Below are 24,264 nucleotides of genomic sequence, written 5' to 3'. Positions count from 1 at the left end.
CAGCGCCGTGTGGCGGCAGGGTGATCCGGGTGACGGTCAGTCCTCGTCGGCGGGGAGGGTGAAGAGGCGCAGGTGGACGGGACGGGCGTCCGGCGGCGCGTCCTCGGGGCCGAAGCCGTGCTCGCGCAGGAGCCGGAGGTAGCCCTCGAAGAACTCCGCCAGGCCCTCCCGGGTCATGTGGGTGAAGCCGCGGGAGAGGCGCGCCCACTCCCGGTCCCGCTCGTACTCCTCGGGCAGCCGGCTGAGCAGGGCCATGTCCTCGGCGTGCCCCAGCCGCAGGACCTCGGCGAGGACGGGACGGTCCGCGGCGGCCAGCGACCCGGCCGCGGGCATCCGGACGTCGCGCGGCCCGCGGGTGGGCCGCCACCAGCGCTCGCGCCCGGCCGAGCGCTCCGGGATCTCCTCGACGAACCCGTACTTCTCCAGCTGCCGCAGGTGGTAGCTGGTCGTGCCGGTGTTCTCGCCCAGGGCCTCGCCGATGGTGGTGGACGTGGCGGGGCCGTGCGCGGCCAGGCGCCGCAGGATCTTCCGGCGCAGCGGATGGCTCAGCGCCTTGAGCCGCTCCGGATCGGCCGTCTCGGCGGCGCCGGCGGCGGCGTCGGCGCCCTCACCCTCGCGTTCCCCGGGCTCCATGGGGGGAGTCTAGCCCTGTGCAGAGAACTCTCTGCAATAGGCGCGGCGCGATGGGCGAGATCGGGGCGGATTCGGGTGGGTTGCCCAGTACGGCGGGAACCTTGGTGATCTCGTTGCCTTAGGCGAGCGATCTGCGGGGATCGTGATCAATGTCGATGACCTTGGGAAAGGTCCGAACCACGCAGAAAGGAACCTGGGATGGCCAAGTCGAGCGGGGGCAAGAAGTCGGCACGCCGCAACGGGGCGCCGTCACCCGGCGAGAAGATGCGTATGCAGGGCCACGGCGCCGACGCGGCGGCCATGGACGCCGACCTCGCGGAGGGGGCGGAGGCCGCCGCGCCCCGGGAGGGCATGCGGGACGCGGACGACCGCGCCGCCGGCAAGGCCGCCGCGTACCGTCCGGCATCTCCGGAGAACCTGAAGAAGCGCCGGTGACGTCCTAGGGCCGGTCTCGACGTGGCCCTAGGTACCGCGCGAGCGTGTTACCTGGCCGGTGAGGCGACGCCGGAGGCGAGCCTTACCGGCCAGATCGCGGAGCGATGCCGCGCTCGCCAAGGCCCGGTTAGGGGCGAGCCGCCAGGCGAGCGCCGTAGGCCGGGACTTTGAGACACAGCCCAGCCCCGGTGGAGAGGGTTCGGGCCCCTTCCGACAATGGCGTCGGAGGGGGCCCGAGCCGCGCGCCCCAGGTCAGCGGCGTTCGGCGATCAGGAGCATGAACAGGGCGATCGGGAAGCCGCGGCGCCACCACGGGTCGTCGCGCAACTGCTCCTCGGTCGGATGCGGCTCCCGCAGGTCCGCGATCACGAACCCGGCGTCTCGGAGCGTTCCAGAGTAGTACTCCAGCGGACGCAGCCAGGAGGTGATCTCCGAGGGCGACTCCAGCCCGTCCACCAGGAAGCGCTGGTCGATCCCGCGCGGGCTGAAGTAGCGCGCGGCGGGCACGGCCGTCCGCGCGCCCTGCTCGGCGTCGGCGATGTAGAAGCACGGGTGCAGGGTCAGCACGACCAGCCGGCCGCCGCTCCTGAGCACCCGCGCGAACTCCCCGACCGCGTCCGCCGGATCCTGCAGGTGGCTGAACAGGTGGTTGCAGACCACCAGGTCGAAGCTCGCGTCCTCCACCGGCATCGCGTCGACGCTGGCCCGGTGGTACGACACCGCGCGGCCGTCCGGATGGGCGCTGGCCGCGTCGATCAGCCCCTGGGCGGCGTCGATCCCGACGACCTCGGCGCCGCGCGCCGACAGCGTCCGCGACAGGTAGCCCTCGCCGCAGCCCGCGTCCAGGACCCGCAGCCCCGCGCACGGGCCGATCGCGTCCAGCACGGCCTGGTCGGTGAGCTCGGTGCGGTACCGGTCACGGCCCTCCCGGATGATCTTCACCCAGTACTCGGCATTGGCCTCCCAACGTTCCCGCGTGAGCTGCGCGACCGTCCGCGTCGTCTCGTCCACCGGCCCCCCATTCCTTTCGCACGCCGCATTCAGGGCGCGTCGTACCGCGTGTTCCGCCAAGGGCCCGCATGGCTCAGGCCATGCCCTTGATCTGTCTCACCAGGGCGCCGCAGGCGTCCCTGACCGTCCTGTCCCGGCATCCGGAGCCGCGCCGTTCCAGCGTCCGCACCAGATCGCCGATCCGCCCGCCGAACGTCGGATCGCGTTGCAGCGCGAGCGGGATGTACGTCGACACCAGGTAGTAGAGGTAGGCGTCGTTGTAGCTGCCGATCTCCCGCAGCACCTCGCGCGCCGTGTTGCGCAGCAGCAGGGAGCTGGGCAGCGTGAAATCGGAGCTGATCCGGCCGTCCCTCATGTAGGTGGGGAACGACCACTCCTCCAGCGCCGCGTAGACGGGCGTCCGCTGGAGCTCGCGGTGGTAGCGCTCGGCCAGTTCCAGGTCGTCGGAGCCGATGAGCGAGCCCATCACCACCCCGCGCATCATGAACGCGCTCTGCCGCCCCGGGACCGGCGGCTCCAGCTCCGCGCTCAGCGACCCGGTCACCTTGCTGACCTGGTGCGTCAGGATGTTCAGCGCGAGGATCGAGTGGAAGGAGTAGGACTTGCGGTTCAGCCGGGGGGCCAGGTCGATGGACGCGTCGAACAGCTTGTGCGGGTCGTCCAGCAGCCCCTCGCCGGGGGTCGGCGAGTAGAGGACCTCCATCGCGCGGTCCTGCTCGCGCCCCCAGAAGCGCGCGATGTAGGACGACACCCGCTGGGTGGCGTGCCCGCGCATGATGTGCAGGGCCGCCTCCAGCGCGTTCAGGAGGTGCTGCTGGGGGACGGTCGACTCCTTCAGGACCTGGAGGTCGACCGTGAGCCCCTGGTCGGCCAGGTCGTCGACCAGCGCGTCGCGCCGCCGCCGCAGAGAGTGCGCCATGGAGTACTCGGCGATCCCCGGAATGGAGGAGATGAGGCTCTGCAGCGAGCGCCCGCTGATCCGGTCGAGCCAGGCGGTGTTGTCCCACAGCCGGGAGACGGTGCTCTCGTCGAGTCCGGAGAACATCGCCACGTCGGACATGTTCAGGCCGAGGGCCCTGGTGAGCTCGGAGAGGGACTTCGGCTCATCGTCGGCGGTCATCGCTCGCCCTAGGAGTGGCACGTGCTGGCGAGTCGATCGTATCGGGGCAATTGGGGGCGACACGGACTCTTGGCGCGATCCGGCGGCGGTGCATCCGCGCCGGGCGGTGCCGTCCCGGCCCCTCCGGCCCCCGGCCGGCTTCGTGCGGAACCGCCCCGACCTGGGCGTCCTCTCGGGCAGTGGGGGCACCGTCCGGAAGGTGCTGATCGTCTCGGGCGCCGTCATCGATGTCCTCGGGGGGTGGATAGGGGCGGTGCTCTATCGGGGTTTGCGGCCGACGAAGCAGGCGAGGGGCATCGGGTCGGACTCAAGGCCGGCGGACCGCGGGAACCGGTCCGGGACGGGCGCGGGCACGGACACGGGGAGCGGGGGCCCGGCGGGGAACGCCTCGACCGGTTCCAGCCCCCGGCACAGCTCGGCGATCGCCTCCCGGGTCCTGGGCGTGAACGGGACGTCCGCCTCGTCCCGGTAGAGGGCGGCCACCGCGTCCAGTTCCGGGGTCCGCGCCGCGTGGGAGATCGCGACGTGGCTGCCCGGCGGCAGGCCCGCCAGCAGACCGTCCATGATCGCGCGGGGATCCTCGGCGTCGGTGACGAAGTGCAGCACGCTCAGCAGCAGCACCGCCACCGGCTCGTCGAAGTCGATCAGCCGCCGCGGCGCGGGATGGCCCAGCAGCGCCTCCGGATCGCGCAGGTCGCCGCCGAACGCGTCGGTGAGGTCGTCCACCGCCAGCAGCGCGCGGGCGTGGCTGAGCACCATCGGGTCGTTGTCGGCGTAGGCGACCCGGCAGGACGGGTCCACCGCGCGGGCCAGGCCGTTCACGTTCTCGAGCGCGGGCAGGCCGCAGCCGATGTCGAGGAACTGCCGCATCCCCGCGCTCTCGGCGAGGAATCGGACCGACCGGCGCAGGAACGCCCGGTTCGCGCGGGCCACCAGCGGCACGACCGGTGCCGCGTCCACGACCCGGCCGGCCAGCTCGCGGTCGACGGCGTAGTTGTCCTTGCCGCCGAGGTAGTAGTCGTACATCCGGGCCGCGTTGGGCTCCGGGGCGGTCTCGGGCACGGGGCGTCCGCGGCGGCCGCCGGCGCGCCGGCCGGGCAGGGCGGCGGGGTCCCGCGCGTCCATGCTCAGCACCGGCCCGGAGGTCACGGCATCACCCAGCCGCCGAGCCACCGTTCCGGCTCCTCCAGGGGCGAGGCGTCCGGCGCGTCGCCCGGAAGCTCCTCGCCCGGGTGGGCGTCGACCGCGACCTCGAACCAGAACGTGGCCGTGCCGTCGGTGTTGTGATGCCTGCCGTGCTCCACGGCGAGCGCCTGGACCAGCCGCAGCCCGCGCCCGCGCGCGGCGAGCGGGTCGTCCGCGGGCCCGGGACCGCCCGGCATCGGGCCGCCGTCGGTGATCTCGACCCGGACGTGCCGGTCGACGTGCAGGACGGCCAGCATGATCATGCCGTCGATCAGCGGCGCCGCGTGCACCACGGCGTTGGTCACGGTCTCGCTGGTGAGCAGTTCGAGGTCCTCGAGGACGGCCGCGCCCGCCCCGAAGAACTCGCCCGCGAGCTCGCGCACGTAGGAGCGGGCGAGCCGTACGGCGGCCGGGGTGGCGGCGAGGTCGATCTCGCCGAGCAGGCCCTCGGCGGCCAGGGCGCCGGGCGCCCAGCCCGCGGGCGTGCCGAGCTCCAGCGAGGGCTCGGAGAAGGGGTCTGAGATGAACGCCGGCGATCCGGCCCAAGCGTCGAGTGCGTCCATGGCGTCGGCGGTTCCACGTATCCGTGTAGGGCTGTAACCGAACATGCGCGTGCCAGGGGAAGTCGGGGGACGGTGGATGTCGGGTTCCCGTGGGAAGTCGGATGGCGGGTTCGGGCGAGCCGGCGGGCCGCCCGCACAACAGACACTCTGACGCGACGGGGCGGGCGGAGTCACCGGGGCTTGCACGCATGCAAAGCCCTTGCGCCACGCTGGGAAAAGTCGGCCGCGACCTCGAGTGGAACGCTCTAGCCGCCCGAGGGTGTAGGGATAGGGGACATGAAGGGGTTCGCGCGGCGGGAGTTCCAGCTCGTCCTGCTCCGGCGGATGGCCGACTACCAGCCCGACCTGGTGGCGCAGGCCGCCAGGTCGCTGGACGCCTCGCGCACCGAGATGCGCGAGGTGAACGCCCGCTGGCAGCGCATGGTGCGGTCACGGTCGTTCCCGGACGGGCGGCGCCGGCTCGCCGCCGTCCTCGGCCCGCCGTCCGAGACCGGGGAGCGGCGGCTCGGCGACGTCGGGTGCACCGTCGAGCGGTGGCCGCTGTGGCTGTGGCCGGAGCTGCGGTACGAGACGCTGACCGGCCCTGAGGGGACGATCCTCCAGGAGTGGCTGGTCAGGGCCGCGGACTCGCCCGTCCCCGAGCTCGCGTCGGTCGACGACCTGGTCCCGTGGTCGTGCGTGGTGGGCGACCTCGACCTGCGCTTCGGCGGCGCGGGGACGCTCCGGCACCAGGCGGGAGAAGTGCCGAGCCGCTGGCACGTGACGTTCACCCGCGAGGAGAACGGCGGCGGCACGTACGTGGCGCACTTCGTCTGGGGACTGCTCCAGACCGTCGTGGCGGTCTAGAGCCCGCTGCCGGTAGGGGCAGTTTGTTCTTACCTTCCTTGACCCGTGCCGGGCACGCGCAGATTTTGAACTCATGTTCAGAACAGACGTTCAGGAGAGACGGCGCGTGGCGGCGCCGCGGTTTCCGGTGTCGTGCCGGGTGGCGGTGCTCGGCGGCGGGCTCGCCGGGATGGCGACCGCGGCGCGGCTCCAGGCGGCCGGCCTGTCCACCGCGGTGATCGAGGCGCACGGCCACGTGGGCGGCTGCGCGGGCTACTACCGGCGGCGCGGTTTCTCGTTCGACGTGGGCGCCACGACGATGGTCGACTTCGAGCCCGGAGGGGTCGGCGCCGAACTCCTCGACGGCATCGGCATGGCCCCCGTCCCCGGCGAGGCGCTGCCGGGGTACGCGGCGTGGCTGCCCGACCGCACCGTCACCCTCCACCGCGACACGGCGGCATGGCACAGGGAGCGGCTGCGGGCCCTCGGCGGCACCCCGCGGCACAGGGCGTTCTGGGCGGGGCTCGACCGCATCGCGCAGGTGTTCTGGGACGCGAGCCGCGCCGGTGTACGGCTGCCCCTGCGACGGCCCTCTGACGCCGTGCACAACCTCCGGGCGCTGGGCCCGCGCAACCTTCCGCTGGTCCGGCACATGAACGCCACGCTCGGGGACGCCCTCGTCCGGCACGGTCTGCGCGGCGACGACCCGCTGGTGGGCTTGCTGTCGATGCTGGTGGAGGACACGGTGCACAGCACGGTCGACAGGGCCCCGCTCATCAACGCGGCCCTGGGCGTGACCATCCGCGGGGCCGGGCTCACCCGGGCCGACGGCGGCATGCGCGGCTTCTGGCGCCGCTTCACCGCCCACTACAGGGGGATGGGCGGGCAGCTGCGCGTGGGTTGCGAGGTGGAACGGGTGCGCGGCCAGGCCGGTGCCTTCGAGGTCCACACCAAGAGGGGGGTCGTCCACGCGGAGCAGGTCGTGAGCGCGCTACCCGTGGAGACGACCGCCCGCGTTGTCCCCGCCCTGGCGGCACGGCTTCGGCCCTACCTCGAACGGGACGCGGACGACCTCGGTGGCGCGATCGTCGTCTTCTTGGGCGTTCCAGAGGACGAGGTCGTGGGCCAGGACTTCACCCACCACCAGTTGCTGCAGGACTACGGCCGTCCCCTGGGCGACGGCAACAACATGTTCGTCTCGGTCTCCGCACCCGGCGACACCGAGAGCGCCCCGCCCGGACATCGCGCCGTGATGGTCTCCACCCACACCGAGCTCGCGGCCTGGGAAGGGCTGACGGACGCCGCGTACGAGGCGCGCAAGCATGAGATGGGGGAGCGGCTCCTGGGGCTGGCGCGCCGCGTCCACCCGAACCTGGGCGAACGGGCCGTCGTGTTGGACGTGGGCACACCCCGCTCGTACGAGCGCTTCGCGTTCCGGCCGCGCGGTGCCGTCGGGGGTGCGCGCCAGACTCCCGGCAACGCCAACCAGAACGCCGTCCCGCACTCCCTGGGCGTCCCGGGCCTCTGGCTGGCGGGCGACTCGACCTGGCCTGGGCTGGGCACGGTCGCCTGCGCGCTCGGCAGCCGCATCGTCGCCGACGCCGTGCTGAGAACGGCCGGACGGGTGGCCGCGCGATGAGAACGCACCCGATCCCCCGGCTGTCCGAACTCGGCCACGACCTCCTGGTGACCACCCGCCGCCGCAGGACGCTCACGCTCTCCCTGCCCTACCTGGGCGTCGCGCTGTTCGCCGGGGCCGCCGCGGCGGGCTGGTGGTGGACGACGCCGCTCATCGCGTTCGGGATCTTCGTGGCGGTGGTGACGGCCACGCACGACGTCGTCCACCGCTCGCTGGGCCTCGGCCGCACCGCGACCGAGGCCGCGCTGTTCTGGCGGGGACTGCTCGTCTACGCCACGATGATGATCGCGGGCAGCTGGGTCTACCCGCTGCTGACCGTCCACCTGCCGCACCGCCACTACGGGGAGGATCCGCTGACCCAGACGCACACGCTGCGCGGGCGCGTGGTCCCGGCGCTGTTCCTGGAGCTGACCTACCACCTGGAGCACCACCTCTATCCCCAGGTGCCGAGCCACCACCTGGCCAGGCTGGCCCGGCGGCTCGACCCCTTCCTGGACGCGGCGGGCGTCCGTCCGCGGAGAGTGATCTGACCCCGATGCCCCTATCCCGGCCCCGGACGTCCCGGCCGCGCGCCCGGCGTGAGGAGGCCCGGGAGCGGCTCCTCCAGGCGGCCGTCCGCACCCTCGCGACCGAGGGGTACGGCGGTACGACCGCGCGCTCGATCGCCCGCACCGGCGGGTTCGCGCCGGGCGTCATCTACTACCACTTCGAGGATCTGGAGGATCTGCTCCTGGCCGCTTTGCGCCACACCGGCCGGAAGCGGATGGAGACGTACCAGGAGGCGCTGGGGTCGTGCGACAGCGCGGTGGAGCTGCTGGACCGGCTGCGCGGCCTGTACGCCGAGGACATGGCGGAGGAGGGCCACATCGCGGCGGTGCAGGAGCTGTTCACCGCCGCGGCGACGTCCCCGCGGCTGCGCGAGGAGCTGCTGGCCCATGTGGGCCCGTGGTCGGAGTTCGCCGCCGCGGCCGTCCGCCGGCTGGTCGCGGGCACCGCGCTGGAGGACGTGGTCCCGTCGCGGGAGCTGGGCTCGATCGCGATCGCGGCGTTCCTGGGCGTGCAGACGCTGACCCATCTGGACGGCGACCGCTCCCGGGTGGAGGAGCTGTTCCGGGTGGCGGGCCCGGCCGCGTTCCTCTGGGACGGTTTCGCGGGCCGAACGCCAGAACCGGATGACTCGGATGGTTCGGATATCTCAGGCAACTCGGGCGTCTCACGCGCAGATGGAACGGACAACCCGGACTTTCCGAGCGGTGCGCCTCACGCCGGGTGACGGCCGGCGTCATCGGCGGTGACGGAGTGTCGCTGTGGACCGATACACAGCGCACCGACCGTCGTCGCGACGCTCACGGGGCCGCCGACGTGTGCGTGAGGCACGGGCGGGAACCGTCGATGCTCGGGTGGTCATTTTCGCGTTCGGCGCTGTCCCAAAATCCCCGGGTGGCACGGTGTGCCCGGTCGTCGCGCCTCGTCCCGCGTGTCGGATCCGGTGCAACTCTCACGTTCTGTCCGGATCCCACCCGGTATGCGGGCAGGTGAACCGGGGGGAGGGAAGAAAAGGATCTTTCTGCGCGCCCGGATGATCTCTTTCTCCGGCCCGGCCCGGACCCGTCCATTGATCACGGTCCGCCAGGACTTAGGTCCGCCCCATTTACCGGCTCGCTGACTCAATTTACAGCGCAGAAAATAGATTGTTTCCAATAGTTCACAGGTCACTGTGCCGTCTGATACGGTCACGGCGGTAATCTTCGTTGCGCCCCGATAGGAGAAGCCCGATAGCGGGGGAAATCGCGTTGAACTCGGGGGGACTCGGTAAAAAATCACCTCTACAGAAGGGGAACGCGGTGAACGAAACGGAGACCATATCTCGCGGTGGGCTGCAAACCTGGCTCCTCGACCGGATCGCGTTCTATCTCGACAAGCCGGCCGACAGCATCGACCCCACGGTCGAGCTGGCCCGCTACGGCGTCGACTCGGTCTACGCCATCAGCATCATCAGCGACATCGAGGACCACCTGCAGGTCGAGGTCGACGTGGCGGAGGCGCGCCGCCGCGGGACGGTCGACACCCTGACCGACTACCTGCTCGAGCTGGTCCGCTGATGCGGGAACGGGCAATGCCGCCCGCTCCCGCTCCCGTAAGGCTGGTCGTGCTCGGGGACAGCCTGGCCGAAGGCCGCGACGACCCCGATCCGGCCGGCGGCTGGCTCGGCTGGGCCGGCCGGCTGGCCGGCAACCTCGACCTGACCCGCGACCGCGTCGCCAACCTCGGCGGGGCGGGCGCGACCGTGGCGGAGGTGACCCGGGCCCAGCTGCCCGAGGTCCGCCGCCTGACCCCGGGGCTGGTGGTGCTGAACTGCGGAATGAACGACGTCGTCAACGGATTCGAGAGGACGGAGGCGGCCGGGCATCTGGGAGAGATATTCGGCTGGACCCGGTCGGTCGGCGCGGTGGGCGTCGCGGCACCGGTCCCCCGTCCGCCACTGCTGGAACGATCTATCATCTCCGACTTCCGAAGAAAACGCATACTCGAACGTATTCAAGGGTTCAACGCGGAACTGCGGCACAGTGCACGTGCACATGCAATGGAATTCATCGAGCCGGACGCCGTGCCGCGCGTGGCCGACCCGTCGCTGTGGGCCTTCGACGGGATCCACCTCAACTCCGCGGGACACGCCTACGTGGCGGAGATCATCACCGGAATCGTAAGAAACCTACTGGGGGAACACGTCCTCTCGTCATCGGGATAGCCACACTCTGGGGTAGAGATGCAGAGACCAGCCTCTTTCACCCGTGCCGACAGCTACACCGACACCGACATCCGCCCGGACGCCACCGCCGACCCCGGCACCCCACGCGTCCCCGACTCTCGCGACGCCACCGGCACCGGCGGCGTCCCTGACACGCGCGCGGCCTCCGACGCCGCGCCCCCGCCTCCCCGCCGTACGGGGAAAGCCTCCCGCGCCGCCCGGATACCGCGCGTGCTGGCGGGTGTTCCGCACGCGGCCATGGCGCTGGTCCTCGCGCCCGTTCTGCTCGTCCAGGGTCGGCGGACCGTTCGCCGGACCCCGCGGCTCGACCCCGCCTCCGGCGCCGACCGGGGCACGGTCGCCGGCGCGGTCCCGCTCCTGCGGCTCGTCGTCATCGGTGAGTCCACCGCGGCGGGAGTGGGCGCCGCCGAGCACGAGCGGGCCCTGCCCGGCTTCCTCGCGGGGGCGCTCCAGCGGCGCCTGCGCCGCGGGGTGGCCTGGGTCGTGTCCGGCAAGAACGGCGCCACCGCCCGGCGGATCGGCACCGATCTCGTCCCGGCCCTGGACGCGGATCAGGACGGAGCCCCGCCCGACATCGTGGTGGTGACCGTCGGCATCAACGATCTGATGAGACGGCGCCCGCTGAAGACCTGGACCGCCGACCTGACCGACCTGCTCGGGGCGCTGCGCGGCCGGTACCGCGACGCCGAGGTGATCGTCGCCGGGATGCCCCCGGTGCACCGGTTCCCGGCGCTGCCCCAGCCGCTGCGCCTGGTCATGGGCGGCCGGGCGCGGGCGATGGACCGGATCATGCGGGAGGTGGCGCGGGCCAACGGCGCCGTGCACGTCCCGATGGATCCGGACATGGCCGCCGACCGCACGCTGTTCGCCTCCGACGGCTTCCACCCGTCGCCGGACGGCTACCGGGCCTGGGCGAACGACCTGGCCGAGGCCGTGGGAACGGAACGGGCGGCGTGAGCGCCCCGCCCGGATCGTTCCGCGCGGCGGTGGAGTCCAAGGACCTCGCCGCGATCACCCGGACCCTCGCGCCGGACATCGAGTTCCACAGCCCGGTGATGGTGAAGCCGTACCGGGGCGCCGACTCCGTCACCGGTCTGCTCAGCGTGCTGCTGGAGGTCTTCGAGGACTTCTCGTACACGCACGATCTGGCCGGCCGGGACCCCGCCGGGAACGGCGGCGCCCCGCCGGTGCAGGCGCTGGTCTTCACCGCCAAGGTCATGGGCACGCGGGTCCAGGGACTGGACCTGATCACCTTCGACGGGAAGGGGCTGGTCCGCGACCTGACGGTCATGGTCCGGCCGCTGCCCGCCGCGATGACCCTGGCCCGGGCGGTCGGACGGCGCATGCAGGAGATCGAGGAGTCCGCCTGAAACCGTCGCGCGTCCCCGGCTCCCCGGAGCGCCCGGCCACCTTGCCGACTGACGACCGTTTGACCGCCTGACGGCCGGCCCCCGCCGCCGTATCCCCCTGGCCACCGCACGCGCGGCCGCCCGGCCCGCCCGGTGCCGTCCACCCAGGACGGCACCGGGCGGGGGTGCGACCGTGCCCCCGCCCCGCCGTGCCCTGCGAACGACGTCTCGCCACGCGAGAAGAGGGAACCCAACGATGACCAGTAGCCAAGTCTCCCCGCGCGCAGAGTTGTCCCCGGCGCACCGGATCGCCGCCGATCTGGACGCCCTTCTCGGCGACCCCCTGGACGACGCCGCCGGGCCCTTCTCCTACAAGTCGATCGTCGAGGCCGAGGAGCGCGACGAGCTGCCCGAGGGCGCCGTGGAGACGGTCCGCGCCTGGGGCTTCCCCGGATATCTGGTGCCGCGCCACCTCGGCGGGCGGCTGACCACCTTGGAAGAGCTGTTCTTCGTCACGCGCGGCATCTCGCGGCGCAGCCTCACCGTCGCCGTGATGTACGGGTCGGGCCTGCTGGCGGTGAACCCGGTGTGGCTGTGGGGCGACCCGCGCCAGCAGAAGGCCGTGGCCGAGGGCGTCCTGGACGGCGACCTGGCCTGCTTCGGCGTCTCGGAGGCCGACCACGGCAGCGATGTGATGGCCTGCGAGGCGCAGGCGGTCCCCAAGGCCCACGATGGCGATCTGGTGCTGACCGGCACCAAGTGGCCGGTGGGCAACGCCACCCGCGGCCGGTTCGTCACCGCCTACGCCAAGACGGGCCCGCGCGACTTCTCCCTGATCCTGGTGGACAAGCAGGACCTGGACCCGGGCGAGTGGTCGGTGCTGCCGCCGGTCAGGACGGTGGGGCTGCGCGGCCACGACCTGTCGGGGGTCGTGTTCGAGGGGGCGCGGGTGCCCGCCGACGCCATCATCGGGCGGCCGGGCTCCGGGCTCGTCCAGACGCTCAAGACCCTGCAGATCACCCGGACCGCGATCGCGGCGCTGTCGATCGGGACGATGGACGCGGTGGTGCGCATCGGGATGGAGTACGCGCGGGCCCGCAAGCTGTACGGCGCGGACATCTACCAGATCCCGGTGATCCGCGACCATCTCGTCAAGGCGCATCTGGACCTGCTGATCGCCGAGTGCGTGGCGATCCCGGTGGCGCGGACGCTGACGGTGGCGCCGGGGCGGCTGAGCCTGTGGTCGTCCATCGTGAAGTACTTCGTGCCCGTGCAGGGCGAGGAGGTGGTGGCCAGCATCGGGGCGGTGCTCGCGGCGCGCGGCTACCTGCGCGAGGGCGTGGCGCACGGGGTGTTCCAGAAGCTGCAGCGCGACCACGCCATCGCGAGCATCTTCGAGGGCACCACGCACGTGAACCTGGCCAACGTCGCCGGGCAACTCCCGTTCCTGGTCGGCGACCAGCCCGAGGCGGAGGCGTCCGGGGAGTTGCTGGCCGACCTGTTCAGCTGGACGCGGACGCCGCCGGAGTGGCGCCCGGACGGCCGGCTGCTGCAGCTGACGAACGAGGGGCACGACGAGATCGGCCGCCAGTACGAGGCGACGGTGGAGACGCTGCTGGCGACCGCCCGGGTGTTCGCCGCGCCGGACGTGGCCAACGACCTGGCGGCGCTGGTGGCGCGGATCGGCGATCTGCGGTCGGAGCTGCACGCGCAGGTGCGGGCGGACCCGTCCGACACCACCTCGGCGGAGGCGCTGCGGCGGGCGCGGCGGCACTGCGAGATCCACGCGATGGTCTCGTGCATGCTCACCTGGATCCACAACCACGCGGAGTTCGGCGGCTCGTTCGCCGACGGCGCGTGGCTGGTGCTCGTGCTGGAGCGGCTGCTGCAGCGCGCGCGGCCCGACACGGCGCTGTCGGAGCAGTACCTGCCGTCGCTGGAGGAGACGATGTTCCGCTGCTTCGGGGAGGGCCGCTGGTTCACGCTGCTGGGCCTGGCCGACGGCGGGCGCTCGGTCTCGGTGCCGCTCCCGGCGGCGGGGTGATCGCGGTGGAATCGGCGCGGGAGTTCAAGGACGCCAAGGACTTCGTCGCGGTCGTCCGGGAGAACGTCCGGCGGCACGGCGACGGCCGCTCCTTCACCTTCGTGAGCGAGGAGCGCGGGCCGGGGCGCCGCTACCGGGAGGACGAGCTGGGGTTCGCCGAGCTGGACCGGCGGGCCCGCGCGGTGGCGGCGCGGCTGAACGCCCTCGGGCTGCGCGACCGGGCCGTGCTGCTCCTCTACCCGGAGGGCCTGGAGTTCCTGGTGGCCTTCCTCGGCTGCCTGTACGCGCGGGCGATCGCGGTTCCGGCGCCGCTGCCCGCGCTGGACGCGGGACGCGCGGACCGCACCTACGGGATCATCGGCGACGCCGACATCACCTGGATCCTCACCGACGAGGCGCGCCGCGGCATGATCGGCGAATGGCTGGACGGCGCCGGCCTGGCGGAACACGTCGGCCGCCTGGCCACCGACACCGATGTGAGGGACGACCCGGACGGCTGGACGGCCCCCGAGTTCACCCCCGACACCCCCGCCTTCCTCCAGTACACCTCCGGCTCGACCAGCGATCCCAAGGGCGTCATCGTCACGCACGGGAACCTCCTCTACAACGCCGAGGAGATCAAGCGGCGGATCGACGGGTCCGCGGACACCGTCGGGGTCGGCTGGGTGCCGCACTACCACGACATGGGGCTGGTCGGGCAGTTCCTGGAGCCGCTGTACCTGGGCTGCCGGTACGTGTTCACCTCGCCGATCACGTTCATCAAGCGCCCGGTGCTGTGGCTGGAGCTGATCAGCCGGCATCGCGGCACCATCACCGTGGCGCCCGACTTCGGGTACCAGCTGGTGCTGCGCCGCGTCACCGACGCCCAGCTCGAGGGGCTGGACCTGTCCAGCCTGCGGACGGCCAAGAACGGCGCCGAGCCGGTGCGGGCCGACACGCTGGAGCGGATGGTGGAGCGGTTCGGGAAGGCCGGGTTCCGGGCCGGGGCGTGGATGCCGTGTTACGGGATGGCCGAGACGACGCTGCTGGTCACGGGCGCCCCGCTGGGAACGGGCGCGGTCGTCCGCGAATTCGACGCCGAGGCGCTGAGCCGTCACGAGGCCGTCGTCCGTACACCGGGGAAACGGCTGGTGAGCAGCGGCCGTCCGGTCAGGCTGGACGTCCGCGTCGTCGATCCGGACACCCGGGCCGTGCTGCCGGACGGGCGGGTCGGCGAGATCTGGGTCGCGGGCGGCAGCGTCGCCCGGGGCTACTGGCGGCGGCCCGACCGCACCCGCGCGGACTTCCAGGCCCGGACCGCCGACGGGCGGGGGCCCTACCTGCGCACCGGCGACCTGGGGTTCCGGGTCGACGGGGAGCTGTACATCACCGGAAGGATCAAGGACCTGATCATCGTCAACGGGCACAACATCTACGCCCACGACCTGGAGGAGGCCGCGATGGCGGCCCATCCGGCGGCCCGGACCACCGCCGCGTTCGCCCTCGACCCGGCCGGTTCCGCGCCGGGGGCCGAGCACGTGGTGATCGTGCAGGAGTTCGCCGCCGCGGCGGCGGGGGAGCGGTCGCCGGACGAGCTGGCCGCGCTGACCCGGGACACGGTCGCCCGCGCGTTCGGGCTGACCGCGGTGAGCGTGGTGCTGGCCGGCCGGGGCGCGGTCCGCCGCACCACCAGCGGCAAGATCCAGCGCCCGCTGACCCGCGAGGACTTCCTGGAGGGGAGGATCAGGCGGCTGGGCGGCGATCTCGATCCGGCCGCCGCCGCGCCGCGCCGCGCGGGCACCTGACGTTCTCGGCGTCGGACGAGTCAGGAAGGGAGGTACCGAGGGTCCCGGCGGGCGGCCGTCTCCGTTGCGAGGGAGGCCGCCCGTTCGTCCGATGCTGCGAAGAATCTGCCCTTTTTAGTTGAAGTCCTTACTAGTCATGTTTTTGACTAGTAAGCTCTGACACTACCCTGAACCAACCGGGGAGAGGGCGATCCATGGCGCTACGCCACGCGGTGCTCGCGGCACTGCTCGACGGTGAGTACAGCGGTTACCAGCTGGCCAAGATCTTCGACGTGGCGGTCTCCAACTTCTGGCACGCGGTCCCTCAGCAGCTCTACACCGAGCTGAGCAGGCTGGAGTCGGAAGGGCTCATCTCCGGACGCCAGGTCATCCAGCACGACCGGCCCAACAAGCGGGTCTACACCGTCACACCGGCCGGGATCGAGGAGCTGGAGCGGTTCGCCACCGTGCCCGCCAAGCCCGGGCTCATCCGCGAGGACCTGCTGGTCATGGTGCAGGCCGTGGACCACATCCAGGTCCCCGCGGTGATCGCCCAGCTGGAGGAGCGCGCGCTGGCCGCCGCGGCCAAGGTCGCGCTGTTCGACCGCACCCTGGAACGGCTGCGCGGGGATCTCGACGAGGAGACCTTCCTGCGGCAGGGCGAACCGATCGGACCGTACCTCACCTGCCTCCGGGGGCGGCGGTTCGAGCAGGAGAACCACGACTGGTTCAGGAGCACCGCACAGCTGCTGCGCGAGCGCGCGGCCGCGCACGCCGAGGGGTCCGACCCGTCATGAGGGCCGTCGTCACGACACCCGCCATGACCCGTCCCGGCCGCCCGGCTCCCCCCTCACCGATCATCTTCCCGCCGCGCGTCCACGCGGCATCGGTGCCCACATCCGGTGATCCGCGGATTCCGGCGTGCCCTCCGCGCCGGACGCCCCGGTCACTGCGCCCCTTCCGAGGAGGCGTCCCCCATGTCGGCCGAACCCCCCACCATCGCCAGGACTGACCAGGCGAAACAGACCCCCGACCCCCTCATCCCCGACCCCCGGGACCCGGCGGCGTCCCCGGCCCCGAGCCCGGCTCCGGCGCCCGGCCCGTCCAGGCTCAGACCCCTGGACGAGCTCGAACTGCCGGCCGTGCACGCCTCCGTCCCCCGGGCCCGCGCGTTCATGCGGGCGCTGGTGACGGCGCGCGCCGTCCAGCACGTCCGCGAGGACGCCGAGGTGCTGGTCTCCGAGCTGGTCACCAACGCGGTGCGGCACGCCGCCACGCCCAGGTCCACGCTCCGCCTCACGGTGCTCCGCGCCGGGCCCCGGCTGCGCATCGAGGTGCACGACCCGAGCCCGTTCCCGCCCAGGGTCAGGCGCGTCGACCTGATGGACGAGACCGGCCGCGGCTGGTTCCTCGTGGCGGCCATCGCCGACCGCCACGGCACCGACCAGACCGTGTCGGGCAAGTGCGTGTGGTGCGAGCTGACCGCGTGGCCCGCACCCGGGCCGCCCGTTCCCTGAAAGCCCTTCTCCCTTCTTCCTGGGGATGGTCATGGCCGTGGACTGGTACCGCGCGGACGGTGGGCGCGCCACCTCGGACGAGGCTCAGCGGCTGCTGCTCGACATAGGGGCGCGCCTCCTGGCGCAGGACGTCATCCATGTCGGGACCGAGGTGGTCGTGGTCTCCACCTGGTTCACCGTCGTCGATCAGGGATTCGCCTCGAACGGAAGGCCCTTGCTATGGCAGACCATCGTCTCCGATCTGACGACGCACGCCGACATCGGGCAGTACACGACGCGCGAGCAGGCCGGGCGGGGGCACGCCGAGGCGGTCGTGCTGATCTCCAAGCGGCTGCGTCACCTGGCCTCCCGTCCGCGCGGCGAGGAGGACCCGCCATGACCCCGTCCCCACCGACCCCGTCCCCATCGACCCCATCCCCGAGGACGTGATGAGATGGCCAGCCGACATCACCAGGAAAGGCCGCCGGGCAAGCGCCCGCGCAGGCGCCCGATACGGCTGCGGATCACCGCGCTGCTGCTGGTCCCGCTGCTGTCGCTGATCGGGCTGTGGGGGTTCGCGGCGAGCATCACGCTCGGCGACGCGCTCGACAAGTACGACTTCTCCGACACCTACGAGAAGATCAGCCTGCCCGGCATCTACCTGGTGAACCAGCTCCAGCAGGAACGGCAGCTGAGCGTGGTCGCGCTCAGCACCGGCGGCCGCGCCGGCGGCGACGGGCAGGAGCGGCAGCGGCTGGAGGCGCAGCGCAAGCGGGCGGACGGCGTCCAGGCGTCGTTCCGCCGCACCGCGCTGTCGGCCGAGGCCCGCGACGCCGCCGACGCCCGCAGCGAGCAGCGGCTGGCCGCGGCGCTCAAGCGGCTGGACACGCTGCCCGCGCTGCGCGCCCAGGTCGACTCGGGCGGTGCCGAGACGCTCCAGATCATCGACGCCTACAGCCTGATGCTGGACAGCATCATCCAGGTCTTCAGCGGCCTGGTGATCGTCAACGATCTGGCCATCTTCGAGCAGGGCCGCGCGCTGATCAGCCTGGGCAACGCCCGCGCGTTCATGCTGCGCGAGGACGCGCTGGTGACCGCGGCGCTGGCCAGGGACGGCCGGTTCACTCCGGCCGAGCACCTGGCGTTCGTGCAGTCGGTCGCCCTCGGGCGCCGCGAGTGGCAGGCCGGGATGAACGACCTGGACGACGAGCTGCGCGCGCCCCTGGAACGGCTCGCCGCGTCCCAGGGCTTCAAGGACGTCCGGGCGATGGAGGGCGCGATCGCCGCCGCCCCGGGCAACCGGCTGCCGGGCGAGGCGGCGAACTGGCCGGCGACCACGCCGCGGCTGTCGCAGGCGTGGGAGCAGGCCGTCACCCAGACCAGCCTGTCGCTGAACGAGATGGCGCAGCCGATCGGTGAGCGGATCGTGCTGCGGCTGGCGCTGGCCGGCGGGTTCGGGCTGCTGGCCGTGGTGGCGTCGGTGATCCTGTCGCTGCTGGCCGCCCGCAGCCTGTCCCGCGAGCTGCGCGGGCTGCAGCGGGCCGCGCTGAACCTGGCCGAGGACCGGCTGCCGGGGGTGGTCGCCCGGCTGCGGCGCGGTGAGGAGGTGGACGTGGCGGCCGAGGCCCCGCCGCTGGAGGTCGGGAAGACGACCGAGGTGGCGCGGGTCGGCGAGGCGTTCAACCGGGTGCAGCGCACCGCGATCGAGACCGCCGTCAGCGAGTCGCATCTGCGCAAGGGCATCAGCCGGGTGTTCCTCAACGTCGCCTGGCGCAGCCAGTCGCTGCTGCACCGCCAGCTCAGCATGCTGGACGAGATGGAGCGCGGCGCCTCCGACCCCAAGGCGCTGGAGGACCTGTTCCGGCTGGACCACCTCACCACCCGCATGCGCCGGCACGCGGAGGGCCTGGTCATCCTGTCCGGGGCGTCGCCCGGCCGCGGCTGGAGCCGTCCGGTGCACGTGGACGACGTGCTGCGCGCCGCCGTCGCCGAGGTGGAGGACTACACCCGGGTCGAGGTCGTGGTGGTGTCCGCGCAGGCCGCGGTGATCGGCGAGGTGGTGGCCGACATCATCCACCTGCTGGCCGAGCTGATCGAGAACGCCACGGTGTTCTCGCCGCCGCCGACGGAGGTGCTGGTGCGCGGGGAGATGGGCGCCAACGGCTTCGCGATCGACATCGTGGACCGCGGCATCGGCCTGGAGCCGGCCGAGATGGACGCGCTGAACATGCGGCTGGCCCGCCCGCCGGAGTTCGACCTGGCCGACAGCGACCGGCTCGGCCTGTTCGTGGTGTCCCGGCTCGCCGCCCGGCACGGCGTCAAGGTCGCGCTCCAGCCGTCGTTGTACGGCGGCATCAGCGCGGTCGTGCTGGTGCCGCGCGAGCTGATCGTGGACGTGGAGGGCCCCGAGGACGACGCGCCGCGGCGTCCCGAGCGCGCCCCGATCGCCCGGCCGCAGGACCCCGGCCGCCCGCCGGCGATCCAGGCGCCGGGCGGGCGGAACGGCGTGCCGAACCCGGCGCAGACGATCGAGGCCGAGGTCTGGCGGAACCCCTCGCCGGGCCCCGGCAACAACGCCGAGCTGTCGGCGCCCGTCCCCGACCGCCCGGTGCTGCCGGGGCCGCGCCCGTCCCCCGAGGCCTCGCCGGGCCCGGTGGCCGGGATCACCGACATCCCGGTCGCCGGCGCCACCGGCGCCCCGGCCCACGACTTCCCGGCCCCCGACGTCCCGGTCGCCGGGATCTCCGACGGCTCGGGCTCGTGGACGCCCGAGTCGTGGACCAGGCCGCTGCCCGAGCCGGAGGACCGGCACCCGTACGTGCCGCCGCCGATGTCGCCGCCGCAGGTGACCGGCACCGGCAGCGGCCGCACCCCGCTGCCGCGCCGCGTCCGGCAGGCGAGCCTGGCACCGGAGCTGCGCAACGTCGCGCCGCCGCAGCCGCCCGGCGCGACCCCGCCGGAGGGGACCCGCATCCCCTTCGCCGAGGACCGCTCGGCGGAGGCGTCCCGCGACCTGTTCGCCTCGCTGCAGGCGGGCTGGCTCCGCGGCCGCGAGGAGGACGAGGGCCCGGCCGGACGCGCCGGGTTCACAGGGGAGGGCTTCCCCGGAGACGGTTTCACTGGAAACGGGTTCACTGCAGATGGGAGACCGTCATGAGCGCTCCATCGGACGGAACGGCAGGGCTCGCCTGGCTCTTGGACGATCTGGTCGGCCGGGTGCCCCAGGTGCGCAAGGTCGTCGTCCTGTCCCGGGACGGCCTGGTGATGGGGGCCTCCAGCGAGGTCGCCCGCGAGGACGCCGAGTATCTGGCCGCGCTGGCCGCCGGGTTCCACAGCCTGGCGATCGGGGCGCAGCCGCACCTGGACTCGGGTGAGATCCGGCAGACGATCGTGGAGATGGAGAAGGGCCTGTTCTTCGTGGTCGCGGCCGGGAGCAACAGCTGCCTGGCGCTGCTGAGCGATATCGGCGCCAACGCGGGCCTGGTCGCCTACGAGATGACGATGCTGGTGAAGCGGGTGCATCGGCAACTGTCGACCGGGCTGAGACCGAGCGGATCGGGTTCCGGGTGACCCCGCATGGAAGGAAGCACCACCGGGGGTCCTCCCCAGGGGCCGGGACGGGAGCGGTGGCTGGACGAGGCCGCCGGTCCCATCGTCCGCCCGTACGCGATGACGCGCGGCCGGACCGTCCCGGCCGGAGAACCGCTGGACATCGTGGCCATCATCGTGGCGACCGGCCACGCGCCCGCCGACCTGACCCGGCTGTCGCGCGAGCAGCGGCGGATGCTGGCGGCGTGCCGGCGGCCGTACACGCTCGCGGACCTGGCCTCCGAACTGGACCTGCCGCTCGGCGTGATCCGGGTGCTGGCCGGGGACCTGCTCGCCCAGGGCCTGCTCGCGGTGCAGCAGTGGGAGCCGCCGACCGCGCAGGTCGACCAGAACCTGCTCAGAAGGGTGCTCGATGAGCTACGCGCGCTCTGATCCCGCCCCCGCCGCGGCTCCCGATCCGGGTGCCGCGGACGGGCCGCGGGTGGCGCTGAAGATATTGGTGGCCGGCGGCTTCGGGGTCGGCAAGACCACGCTGGTCGGCGCGGTCAGCGAGATCCGGCCGCTGCGCACCGAGGAGAAGCTGACCAACGCCGGTGTCGGCGTGGACGACATCGAGGGCGTGGCCGCCAAGCGCACCACGACCGTGGCGATGGACTTCGGCCGCATCACGCTGCGGGACGGCGTGGCGATCTACCTGTTCGGGACGCCGGGCCAGGAGCGGTTCTGGTTCATGTGGAACGAGCTGTCGCGCGGCGCGCTGGGCGCGGTGGTGCTGGCCGACACGCGGCGGCTGCCGGCCAGCTTCGCCTCCATCGACTACTTCGAGCGGCGCGGGACGCCGTTCGTCATCGCCGTGAACTGCTTCGACGACGCCGAACGCTACGACGGACCGGAGATCCGGGCCGCGCTGGACGTGGACCCGCAGGTCCCGATCATCCTGTGCGACGCGCGCCGTCCCGGGTCGGCCAAGGAGGTGCTGGTGGGGCTGATCGAGCACGCGCTGCGCTCGGCGTCCCACACCGGGAACGGGGGCGCGGTCCCGGCCCGCTAACCGGTCTTGCGGGCGAGGACGCGGTAGGCGTTGGCGCCGCCGGTCCTGGCGATGACGGCGCTGGCGAGCTGGTCGGCGGCGAAGGCGGCGGCGAGCGGCGGCAGCGCGGCCAGGTAGGCGGCGGTGCGGACGGCGACGCGGAGGCGGCGCCGTCCGGCGGGCCGCCAGGGCCGGTCCGGGTCGGGGACGAGCCGGTTGAGCATCACCATCAGGGCGGGGAGCGCGTCGGCGCGCTGGTGGGCGGTGCCCCGGTCGACGGCCACGACCTCCAGGCCGCGCTCGTGCAGGGCCTGGACGAGGTTGCCGAACGGGATGAGGTGCAGGTGCTGGGGCTGGAGCCAGTTGTGCCACCAGCGTCCGGCCAGCCGCCCGAACGGCGACTGCGGGTCGGGCACCTCGACGAGCAGGTGGCCGCCCGCCGGGAGGACCTTAGCGGCGGCGTCCAGTTCGGCGGCCGGGTCGAGGGTGTGCTCCAGGTAGTGGTGCATGCTGACGACGTCGTACCGCCCGGCGAGTTCGGCTGCCTTGTCGATGAAGAAGCCCCGGTGCGCGCGGTCGACCCAGCCCTGCTTCTCCGCCTGGACGATGCCCGCGCCCATGTCGAGGGCGTCGAATCGGGTGTCCGGCCAGATGTCGCGGGCGTAGGAGCAGAAATGGCCGAGGCCGCCGCCGACGTCCAGCCACGCCTTGGGAACGGCGTGGCCTCTCACCATCGTGGCGCGTCCCTTGTAGGAGTGGCCGCTGACGCGGAACGCGTCCTCGACCTCTTCCGCGCCCAGGCCGTCGTAGTAGTCGCGGTAATAGAAGTCGAGGCCCTCGGTGCTGAGCCGGGGGTTCTGGAAGACGTGGCCGCAGGATCGGCACGTGTCGAGGCGGAAGGTGCCCGGCTTGTTCCGCTGGTACTCGCCGCTGGTCAGGAGCTTGCGGAGGTCGGTGCCGGCGCACCAGGGGCAGGCGGTCGCGGCGGGCAGGAGGAAGCGTTCGACGCCTTCGGCGATGTCGGCGGCGTATCCGTCCCGGGCCCGTTCGATCCGCGGGTCGGGGTGTTCCGGGGCGATGGCGACGCGGGCCCAGCGGTAGGGCGCGGCGACCGGCCGGGTCAGGGAGAACCGGGCGCGGTCGTGCGGGCGCAGCGGCGTGCACAGGGTGGCCAGGTACGGCTGGGCGCAGGCGGCGGCGAGCACGGCGGCGCCCCAGCGGGGACGGCGCGCCGCGAGCGCGCCCAGCCCGCCGAGCGCGAGGAGGTTGCCGGTCAGGTACGTCGGCAGGTGCGACAGCCAGCGCCGCCGCAGCACGGCCCGCCGCTCGGCGGGCGTGCACGGCACGGGCGCCAGGCCGGGGACGATCACCGCGTCGGTGGTGACCGGGGCGTACCTGCGGAGCCTGATCGCGAGCTCGTCCATCTCGTTGTAGGTGAGCGCGTCGCCGGTCACCTCGGCGCGGCGGTGGACGTCGGCGGAGACCAGCAGCGCGTGCCCGGCGGTCGCGCCGCGCGCCATCCGGTTCGCCCGCCGGGGCGCCAGGAGCAGCAGTTCGAGCGCGCGGGCGGTGTCGAGGCGGGCGGGGACCAGGTCGAGGACGTCCAGTCCCTGGTCGGCGGCGTGGGCGCGGGCGGCGCGCAGGTCGGGCTCGGGAACCCGCACCCCGGCCGCGCGGACCAGCCGGTACGCGCCCTCGGGGGTGTCGGGCGCGGCCGACGGCGCGGTCGCCAGGGACCTGGCCCGGGTGCGGCGCCACAGCGCGTCCGCGACGAATCCCACCGCGGCGGCCCCGAGCAGCAGGCCGCTTGTCCTCGCTCCGCGCATCCCCGCCCCCAGCACGCTCTCCTGTCAGCCTGCTGACAAGAGTAAAGATCCTTAGCGACCGATTTCGGGAAAGCTCTGAGATCCAGGGATAATTCGGTGGTGCAGGTGACCGGTGGTCACGGAACGGAGGGGCCGATGGACGAGAAGGACATCCTCGAACGCATCCGCGCGTTCGTCGACGAGGAGCGCGAGCTGCGGGCCCGCCACGAGCACGAGAGCCCGTCCGACGCCGAGGAGCACCGGCGCCTCAAGGAGCTGGAGGTGGCCCTCGACCAGTGCTGGGACCTCCTCCGCCAGCGCCGCGCCCGCGTCCAGGCGGGCCAGAATCCCGATGACGCCCAGGTCAGGCCCGCCTCGCAGGTGGAGAACTACCGCCAATAGCGAGCTTCTCGGGGATCTCGCGATCGCTACTGGGTCTGCTCGGTGAGCCCGAGCGAGCCGTCATAGACGCTGATCTTGACGGCGACCGTGCGGGCGGCGTTCCCGGAGTCGCGGCCGAAGGCCCGATCGCTCAGCGTCGGCTTGACGTAGCAGCGGCCCGGCAGCACCGCCCGCGGCGCCGCGCGCTGGCGCTCGGGGAAGGCGTCGCACCTGATCGCGGTGGCGCGGGGCGAGTACGTGCGCCACACCGCGGCCTGGATCCCGGTGCGCGTGACGACCATCGCGTCCGCCTGGGCCTTCCAGGTGAAGGAGTTCGTCCCCCGGGCCTCGGTGGTCACGCGGTAGGTGACGACCTCGTCCATGAAGGTGACGCGGCAGGTGAACGACGGCGTGGCCACGGTGGTGTCGCAGTCGGACTTGAGCGGACGGACCAGCCCCGCCGTCGCCGCCACGCGCCCCTCCAGCGCGACCCGCAGCCCGTCCACCCCGACGACCGACGCGTCGGGGGAGCGGGTCGGCTGCGGCTCGTTCGGAACGGGCACCGCCGCCCCGCGCGTCGCCCAGGCGTCTGCGTCGCCGCCCCCGCACCCCGCGACACAAAGGACGAAGGCGAGCCCCGCGCCGCGCCATCCGACGGCCACCGGA

The 24,264-nt window shown here is 72.9% G+C and carries 26 protein-coding genes; 19 read left to right on the top strand and 7 right to left on the bottom strand.

The window, feature by feature from the left end:
• Positions 1 to 36: 36 nt before the first annotated feature.
• Positions 37 to 633 carry an ArsR/SmtB family transcription factor gene (locus ACFPZN_RS33540; protein WP_378286324.1) on the bottom strand — a complete coding sequence of 199 codons (597 nt, stop codon included), beginning with the start codon at positions 631 to 633 and terminating at the stop codon, positions 37 to 39.
• A gap of 198 nt (positions 634 to 831) precedes the next feature.
• Here ACFPZN_RS33540 and ACFPZN_RS33535 point away from each other — a divergent pair, with 198 nt between their 5' ends.
• Positions 832 to 1,068, top strand: a complete 237-nt coding sequence (locus ACFPZN_RS33535; protein ID WP_378286323.1) for a hypothetical protein — start codon at positions 832 to 834, stop codon at positions 1,066 to 1,068.
• A gap of 252 nt (positions 1,069 to 1,320) precedes the next feature.
• Here the strand turns inward: ACFPZN_RS33535 and ACFPZN_RS33530 are convergent, their stop codons facing one another.
• The 4 genes from ACFPZN_RS33530 to ACFPZN_RS33515 form a co-directional block, all read right to left on the bottom strand.
• On the bottom strand, positions 1,321 to 2,079 hold the full coding sequence (locus tag ACFPZN_RS33530) for a class I SAM-dependent methyltransferase (RefSeq protein ID WP_378286322.1): 759 nt from the start codon (positions 2,077 to 2,079) through the stop codon (positions 1,321 to 1,323).
• A 73-nt stretch (positions 2,080 to 2,152) separates the two neighbouring features.
• Complete coding sequence (locus tag ACFPZN_RS33525; protein ID WP_378286321.1) at positions 2,153 to 3,199, bottom strand: hypothetical protein; 1,047 nt, start codon at positions 3,197 to 3,199, stop codon at positions 2,153 to 2,155.
• 258 nt (positions 3,200 to 3,457) lie between these two features.
• A complete protein-coding gene (locus ACFPZN_RS33520; RefSeq protein WP_378286320.1) occupies positions 3,458 to 4,372 on the bottom strand; it encodes an SAM-dependent methyltransferase in 915 nt (304 codons plus the stop codon).
• Positions 4,345 to 4,947, bottom strand: coding sequence for an ATP-binding protein (locus ACFPZN_RS33515; protein ID WP_378286319.1), 603 nt, complete (start codon positions 4,945 to 4,947; stop codon positions 4,345 to 4,347). Before ACFPZN_RS33515 ends, ACFPZN_RS33520 begins: the two co-directional genes overlap by 28 nt.
• 276 nt (positions 4,948 to 5,223) lie before the next feature.
• Here ACFPZN_RS33515 and ACFPZN_RS33510 point away from each other — a divergent pair, with 276 nt between their 5' ends.
• From ACFPZN_RS33510 to ACFPZN_RS33430, 17 genes are all read left to right on the top strand, one after another.
• Complete coding sequence (locus tag ACFPZN_RS33510; RefSeq protein ID WP_378286318.1) at positions 5,224 to 5,793, top strand: hypothetical protein; 570 nt, start codon at positions 5,224 to 5,226, stop codon at positions 5,791 to 5,793.
• Between the two features lie 106 nt (positions 5,794 to 5,899).
• Complete coding sequence (locus ACFPZN_RS33505; RefSeq protein WP_378286317.1) at positions 5,900 to 7,411, top strand: phytoene desaturase family protein; 1,512 nt, start codon at positions 5,900 to 5,902, stop codon at positions 7,409 to 7,411.
• Positions 7,408 to 7,941 (top strand): fatty acid desaturase, encoded by a 534-nt coding sequence (locus ACFPZN_RS33500; protein ID WP_378286316.1) that lies wholly within the window; start codon positions 7,408 to 7,410, stop codon positions 7,939 to 7,941. The genes ACFPZN_RS33505 and ACFPZN_RS33500 overlap by 4 nt, the downstream gene beginning before the upstream one ends.
• A 5-nt stretch (positions 7,942 to 7,946) precedes the next feature.
• Complete coding sequence (locus tag ACFPZN_RS33495; RefSeq protein ID WP_378286315.1) at positions 7,947 to 8,684, top strand: TetR family transcriptional regulator; 738 nt, start codon at positions 7,947 to 7,949, stop codon at positions 8,682 to 8,684.
• Positions 8,685 to 9,255: 571 nt separating this feature from the next.
• Positions 9,256 to 9,513, top strand: a complete 258-nt coding sequence (locus ACFPZN_RS33490; protein WP_378286314.1) for an acyl carrier protein — start codon at positions 9,256 to 9,258, stop codon at positions 9,511 to 9,513.
• A complete protein-coding gene (locus tag ACFPZN_RS33485; protein WP_378286313.1) occupies positions 9,513 to 10,160 on the top strand; it encodes an SGNH/GDSL hydrolase family protein in 648 nt (215 codons plus the stop codon). The genes ACFPZN_RS33490 and ACFPZN_RS33485 overlap by 1 nt, the downstream gene beginning before the upstream one ends.
• Before the next feature lie 18 nt (positions 10,161 to 10,178).
• Positions 10,179 to 11,138: an SGNH/GDSL hydrolase family protein gene (locus ACFPZN_RS33480; protein ID WP_378286312.1), complete on the top strand. Its 960-nt coding sequence runs from the start codon at positions 10,179 to 10,181 to the stop codon at positions 11,136 to 11,138.
• Positions 11,135 to 11,551: a nuclear transport factor 2 family protein gene (locus ACFPZN_RS33475; protein ID WP_378286311.1), complete on the top strand. Its 417-nt coding sequence runs from the start codon at positions 11,135 to 11,137 to the stop codon at positions 11,549 to 11,551. Before ACFPZN_RS33480 ends, ACFPZN_RS33475 begins: the two co-directional genes overlap by 4 nt.
• Positions 11,552 to 11,786: 235 nt before the next feature.
• Positions 11,787 to 13,574, top strand: a complete 1,788-nt coding sequence (locus ACFPZN_RS33470; protein ID WP_378286310.1) for an acyl-CoA dehydrogenase family protein — start codon at positions 11,787 to 11,789, stop codon at positions 13,572 to 13,574.
• A gap of 5 nt (positions 13,575 to 13,579) precedes the next feature.
• Positions 13,580 to 15,358, top strand: coding sequence for a fatty acyl-AMP ligase (locus tag ACFPZN_RS33465; RefSeq protein WP_378286309.1), 1,779 nt, complete (start codon positions 13,580 to 13,582; stop codon positions 15,356 to 15,358).
• 194 nt (positions 15,359 to 15,552) lie between these two features.
• Positions 15,553 to 16,134: a PadR family transcriptional regulator gene (locus tag ACFPZN_RS33460; RefSeq protein ID WP_378286308.1), complete on the top strand. Its 582-nt coding sequence runs from the start codon at positions 15,553 to 15,555 to the stop codon at positions 16,132 to 16,134.
• A 180-nt stretch (positions 16,135 to 16,314) separates the two neighbouring features.
• The gene (locus ACFPZN_RS33455) at positions 16,315 to 16,854 is read left to right on the top strand and encodes an ATP-binding protein (protein WP_378286307.1); all 540 of its coding nucleotides are present in this window, start codon (positions 16,315 to 16,317) and stop codon (positions 16,852 to 16,854) included.
• Between the two features lie 31 nt (positions 16,855 to 16,885).
• Positions 16,886 to 17,233 carry a hypothetical protein gene (locus ACFPZN_RS33450; RefSeq protein ID WP_378286306.1) on the top strand — a complete coding sequence of 116 codons (348 nt, stop codon included), beginning with the start codon at positions 16,886 to 16,888 and terminating at the stop codon, positions 17,231 to 17,233.
• Between the two features lie 54 nt (positions 17,234 to 17,287).
• The gene (locus tag ACFPZN_RS33445; protein WP_378286305.1) at positions 17,288 to 19,990 is read left to right on the top strand and encodes a sensor histidine kinase; all 2,703 of its coding nucleotides are present in this window, start codon (positions 17,288 to 17,290) and stop codon (positions 19,988 to 19,990) included.
• Entirely contained in the window at positions 19,987 to 20,403 is a 417-nt protein-coding gene (locus ACFPZN_RS33440) for a roadblock/LC7 domain-containing protein (RefSeq protein ID WP_378286303.1), read from the top strand. The genes ACFPZN_RS33445 and ACFPZN_RS33440 overlap by 4 nt, the downstream gene beginning before the upstream one ends.
• 6 nt (positions 20,404 to 20,409) lie before the next feature.
• A complete protein-coding gene (locus ACFPZN_RS33435) occupies positions 20,410 to 20,814 on the top strand; it encodes a DUF742 domain-containing protein (RefSeq protein WP_378286302.1) in 405 nt (134 codons plus the stop codon).
• Complete coding sequence (locus ACFPZN_RS33430) at positions 20,795 to 21,433, top strand: GTP-binding protein (RefSeq protein WP_378286301.1); 639 nt, start codon at positions 20,795 to 20,797, stop codon at positions 21,431 to 21,433. Before ACFPZN_RS33435 ends, ACFPZN_RS33430 begins: the two co-directional genes overlap by 20 nt.
• Here ACFPZN_RS33430 and ACFPZN_RS33425 read toward each other — a convergent pair.
• Complete coding sequence (locus tag ACFPZN_RS33425; RefSeq protein WP_378286300.1) at positions 21,430 to 23,238, bottom strand: class I SAM-dependent methyltransferase; 1,809 nt, start codon at positions 23,236 to 23,238, stop codon at positions 21,430 to 21,432. The genes ACFPZN_RS33430 and ACFPZN_RS33425 overlap by 4 nt on opposite strands.
• 135 nt (positions 23,239 to 23,373) lie before the next feature.
• On the opposite strand from ACFPZN_RS33425, the gene ACFPZN_RS33420 reads away from it, so the two are divergent.
• Positions 23,374 to 23,619: a DUF2630 family protein gene (locus tag ACFPZN_RS33420; RefSeq protein ID WP_378286299.1), complete on the top strand. Its 246-nt coding sequence runs from the start codon at positions 23,374 to 23,376 to the stop codon at positions 23,617 to 23,619.
• 26 nt (positions 23,620 to 23,645) lie between these two features.
• On the opposite strand, the gene ACFPZN_RS33415 is transcribed toward ACFPZN_RS33420, so the two are convergent.
• Positions 23,646 to 24,260 carry a hypothetical protein gene (locus tag ACFPZN_RS33415; RefSeq protein ID WP_378286298.1) on the bottom strand — a complete coding sequence of 205 codons (615 nt, stop codon included), beginning with the start codon at positions 24,258 to 24,260 and terminating at the stop codon, positions 23,646 to 23,648.
• Between the last annotated feature and the right edge of the window lie 4 nt (positions 24,261 to 24,264).

The sequence above is a fragment of the Actinomadura rugatobispora genome, from assembly GCF_042656285.1.
Lineage (GTDB): Bacteria > Actinomycetota > Actinomycetes > Streptosporangiales > Streptosporangiaceae > Spirillospora > Spirillospora rugatobispora.
The sequence above is the reverse complement of the archived record's forward strand: the minus strand, read 5'-3'. Positions and strand labels throughout refer to the sequence as shown.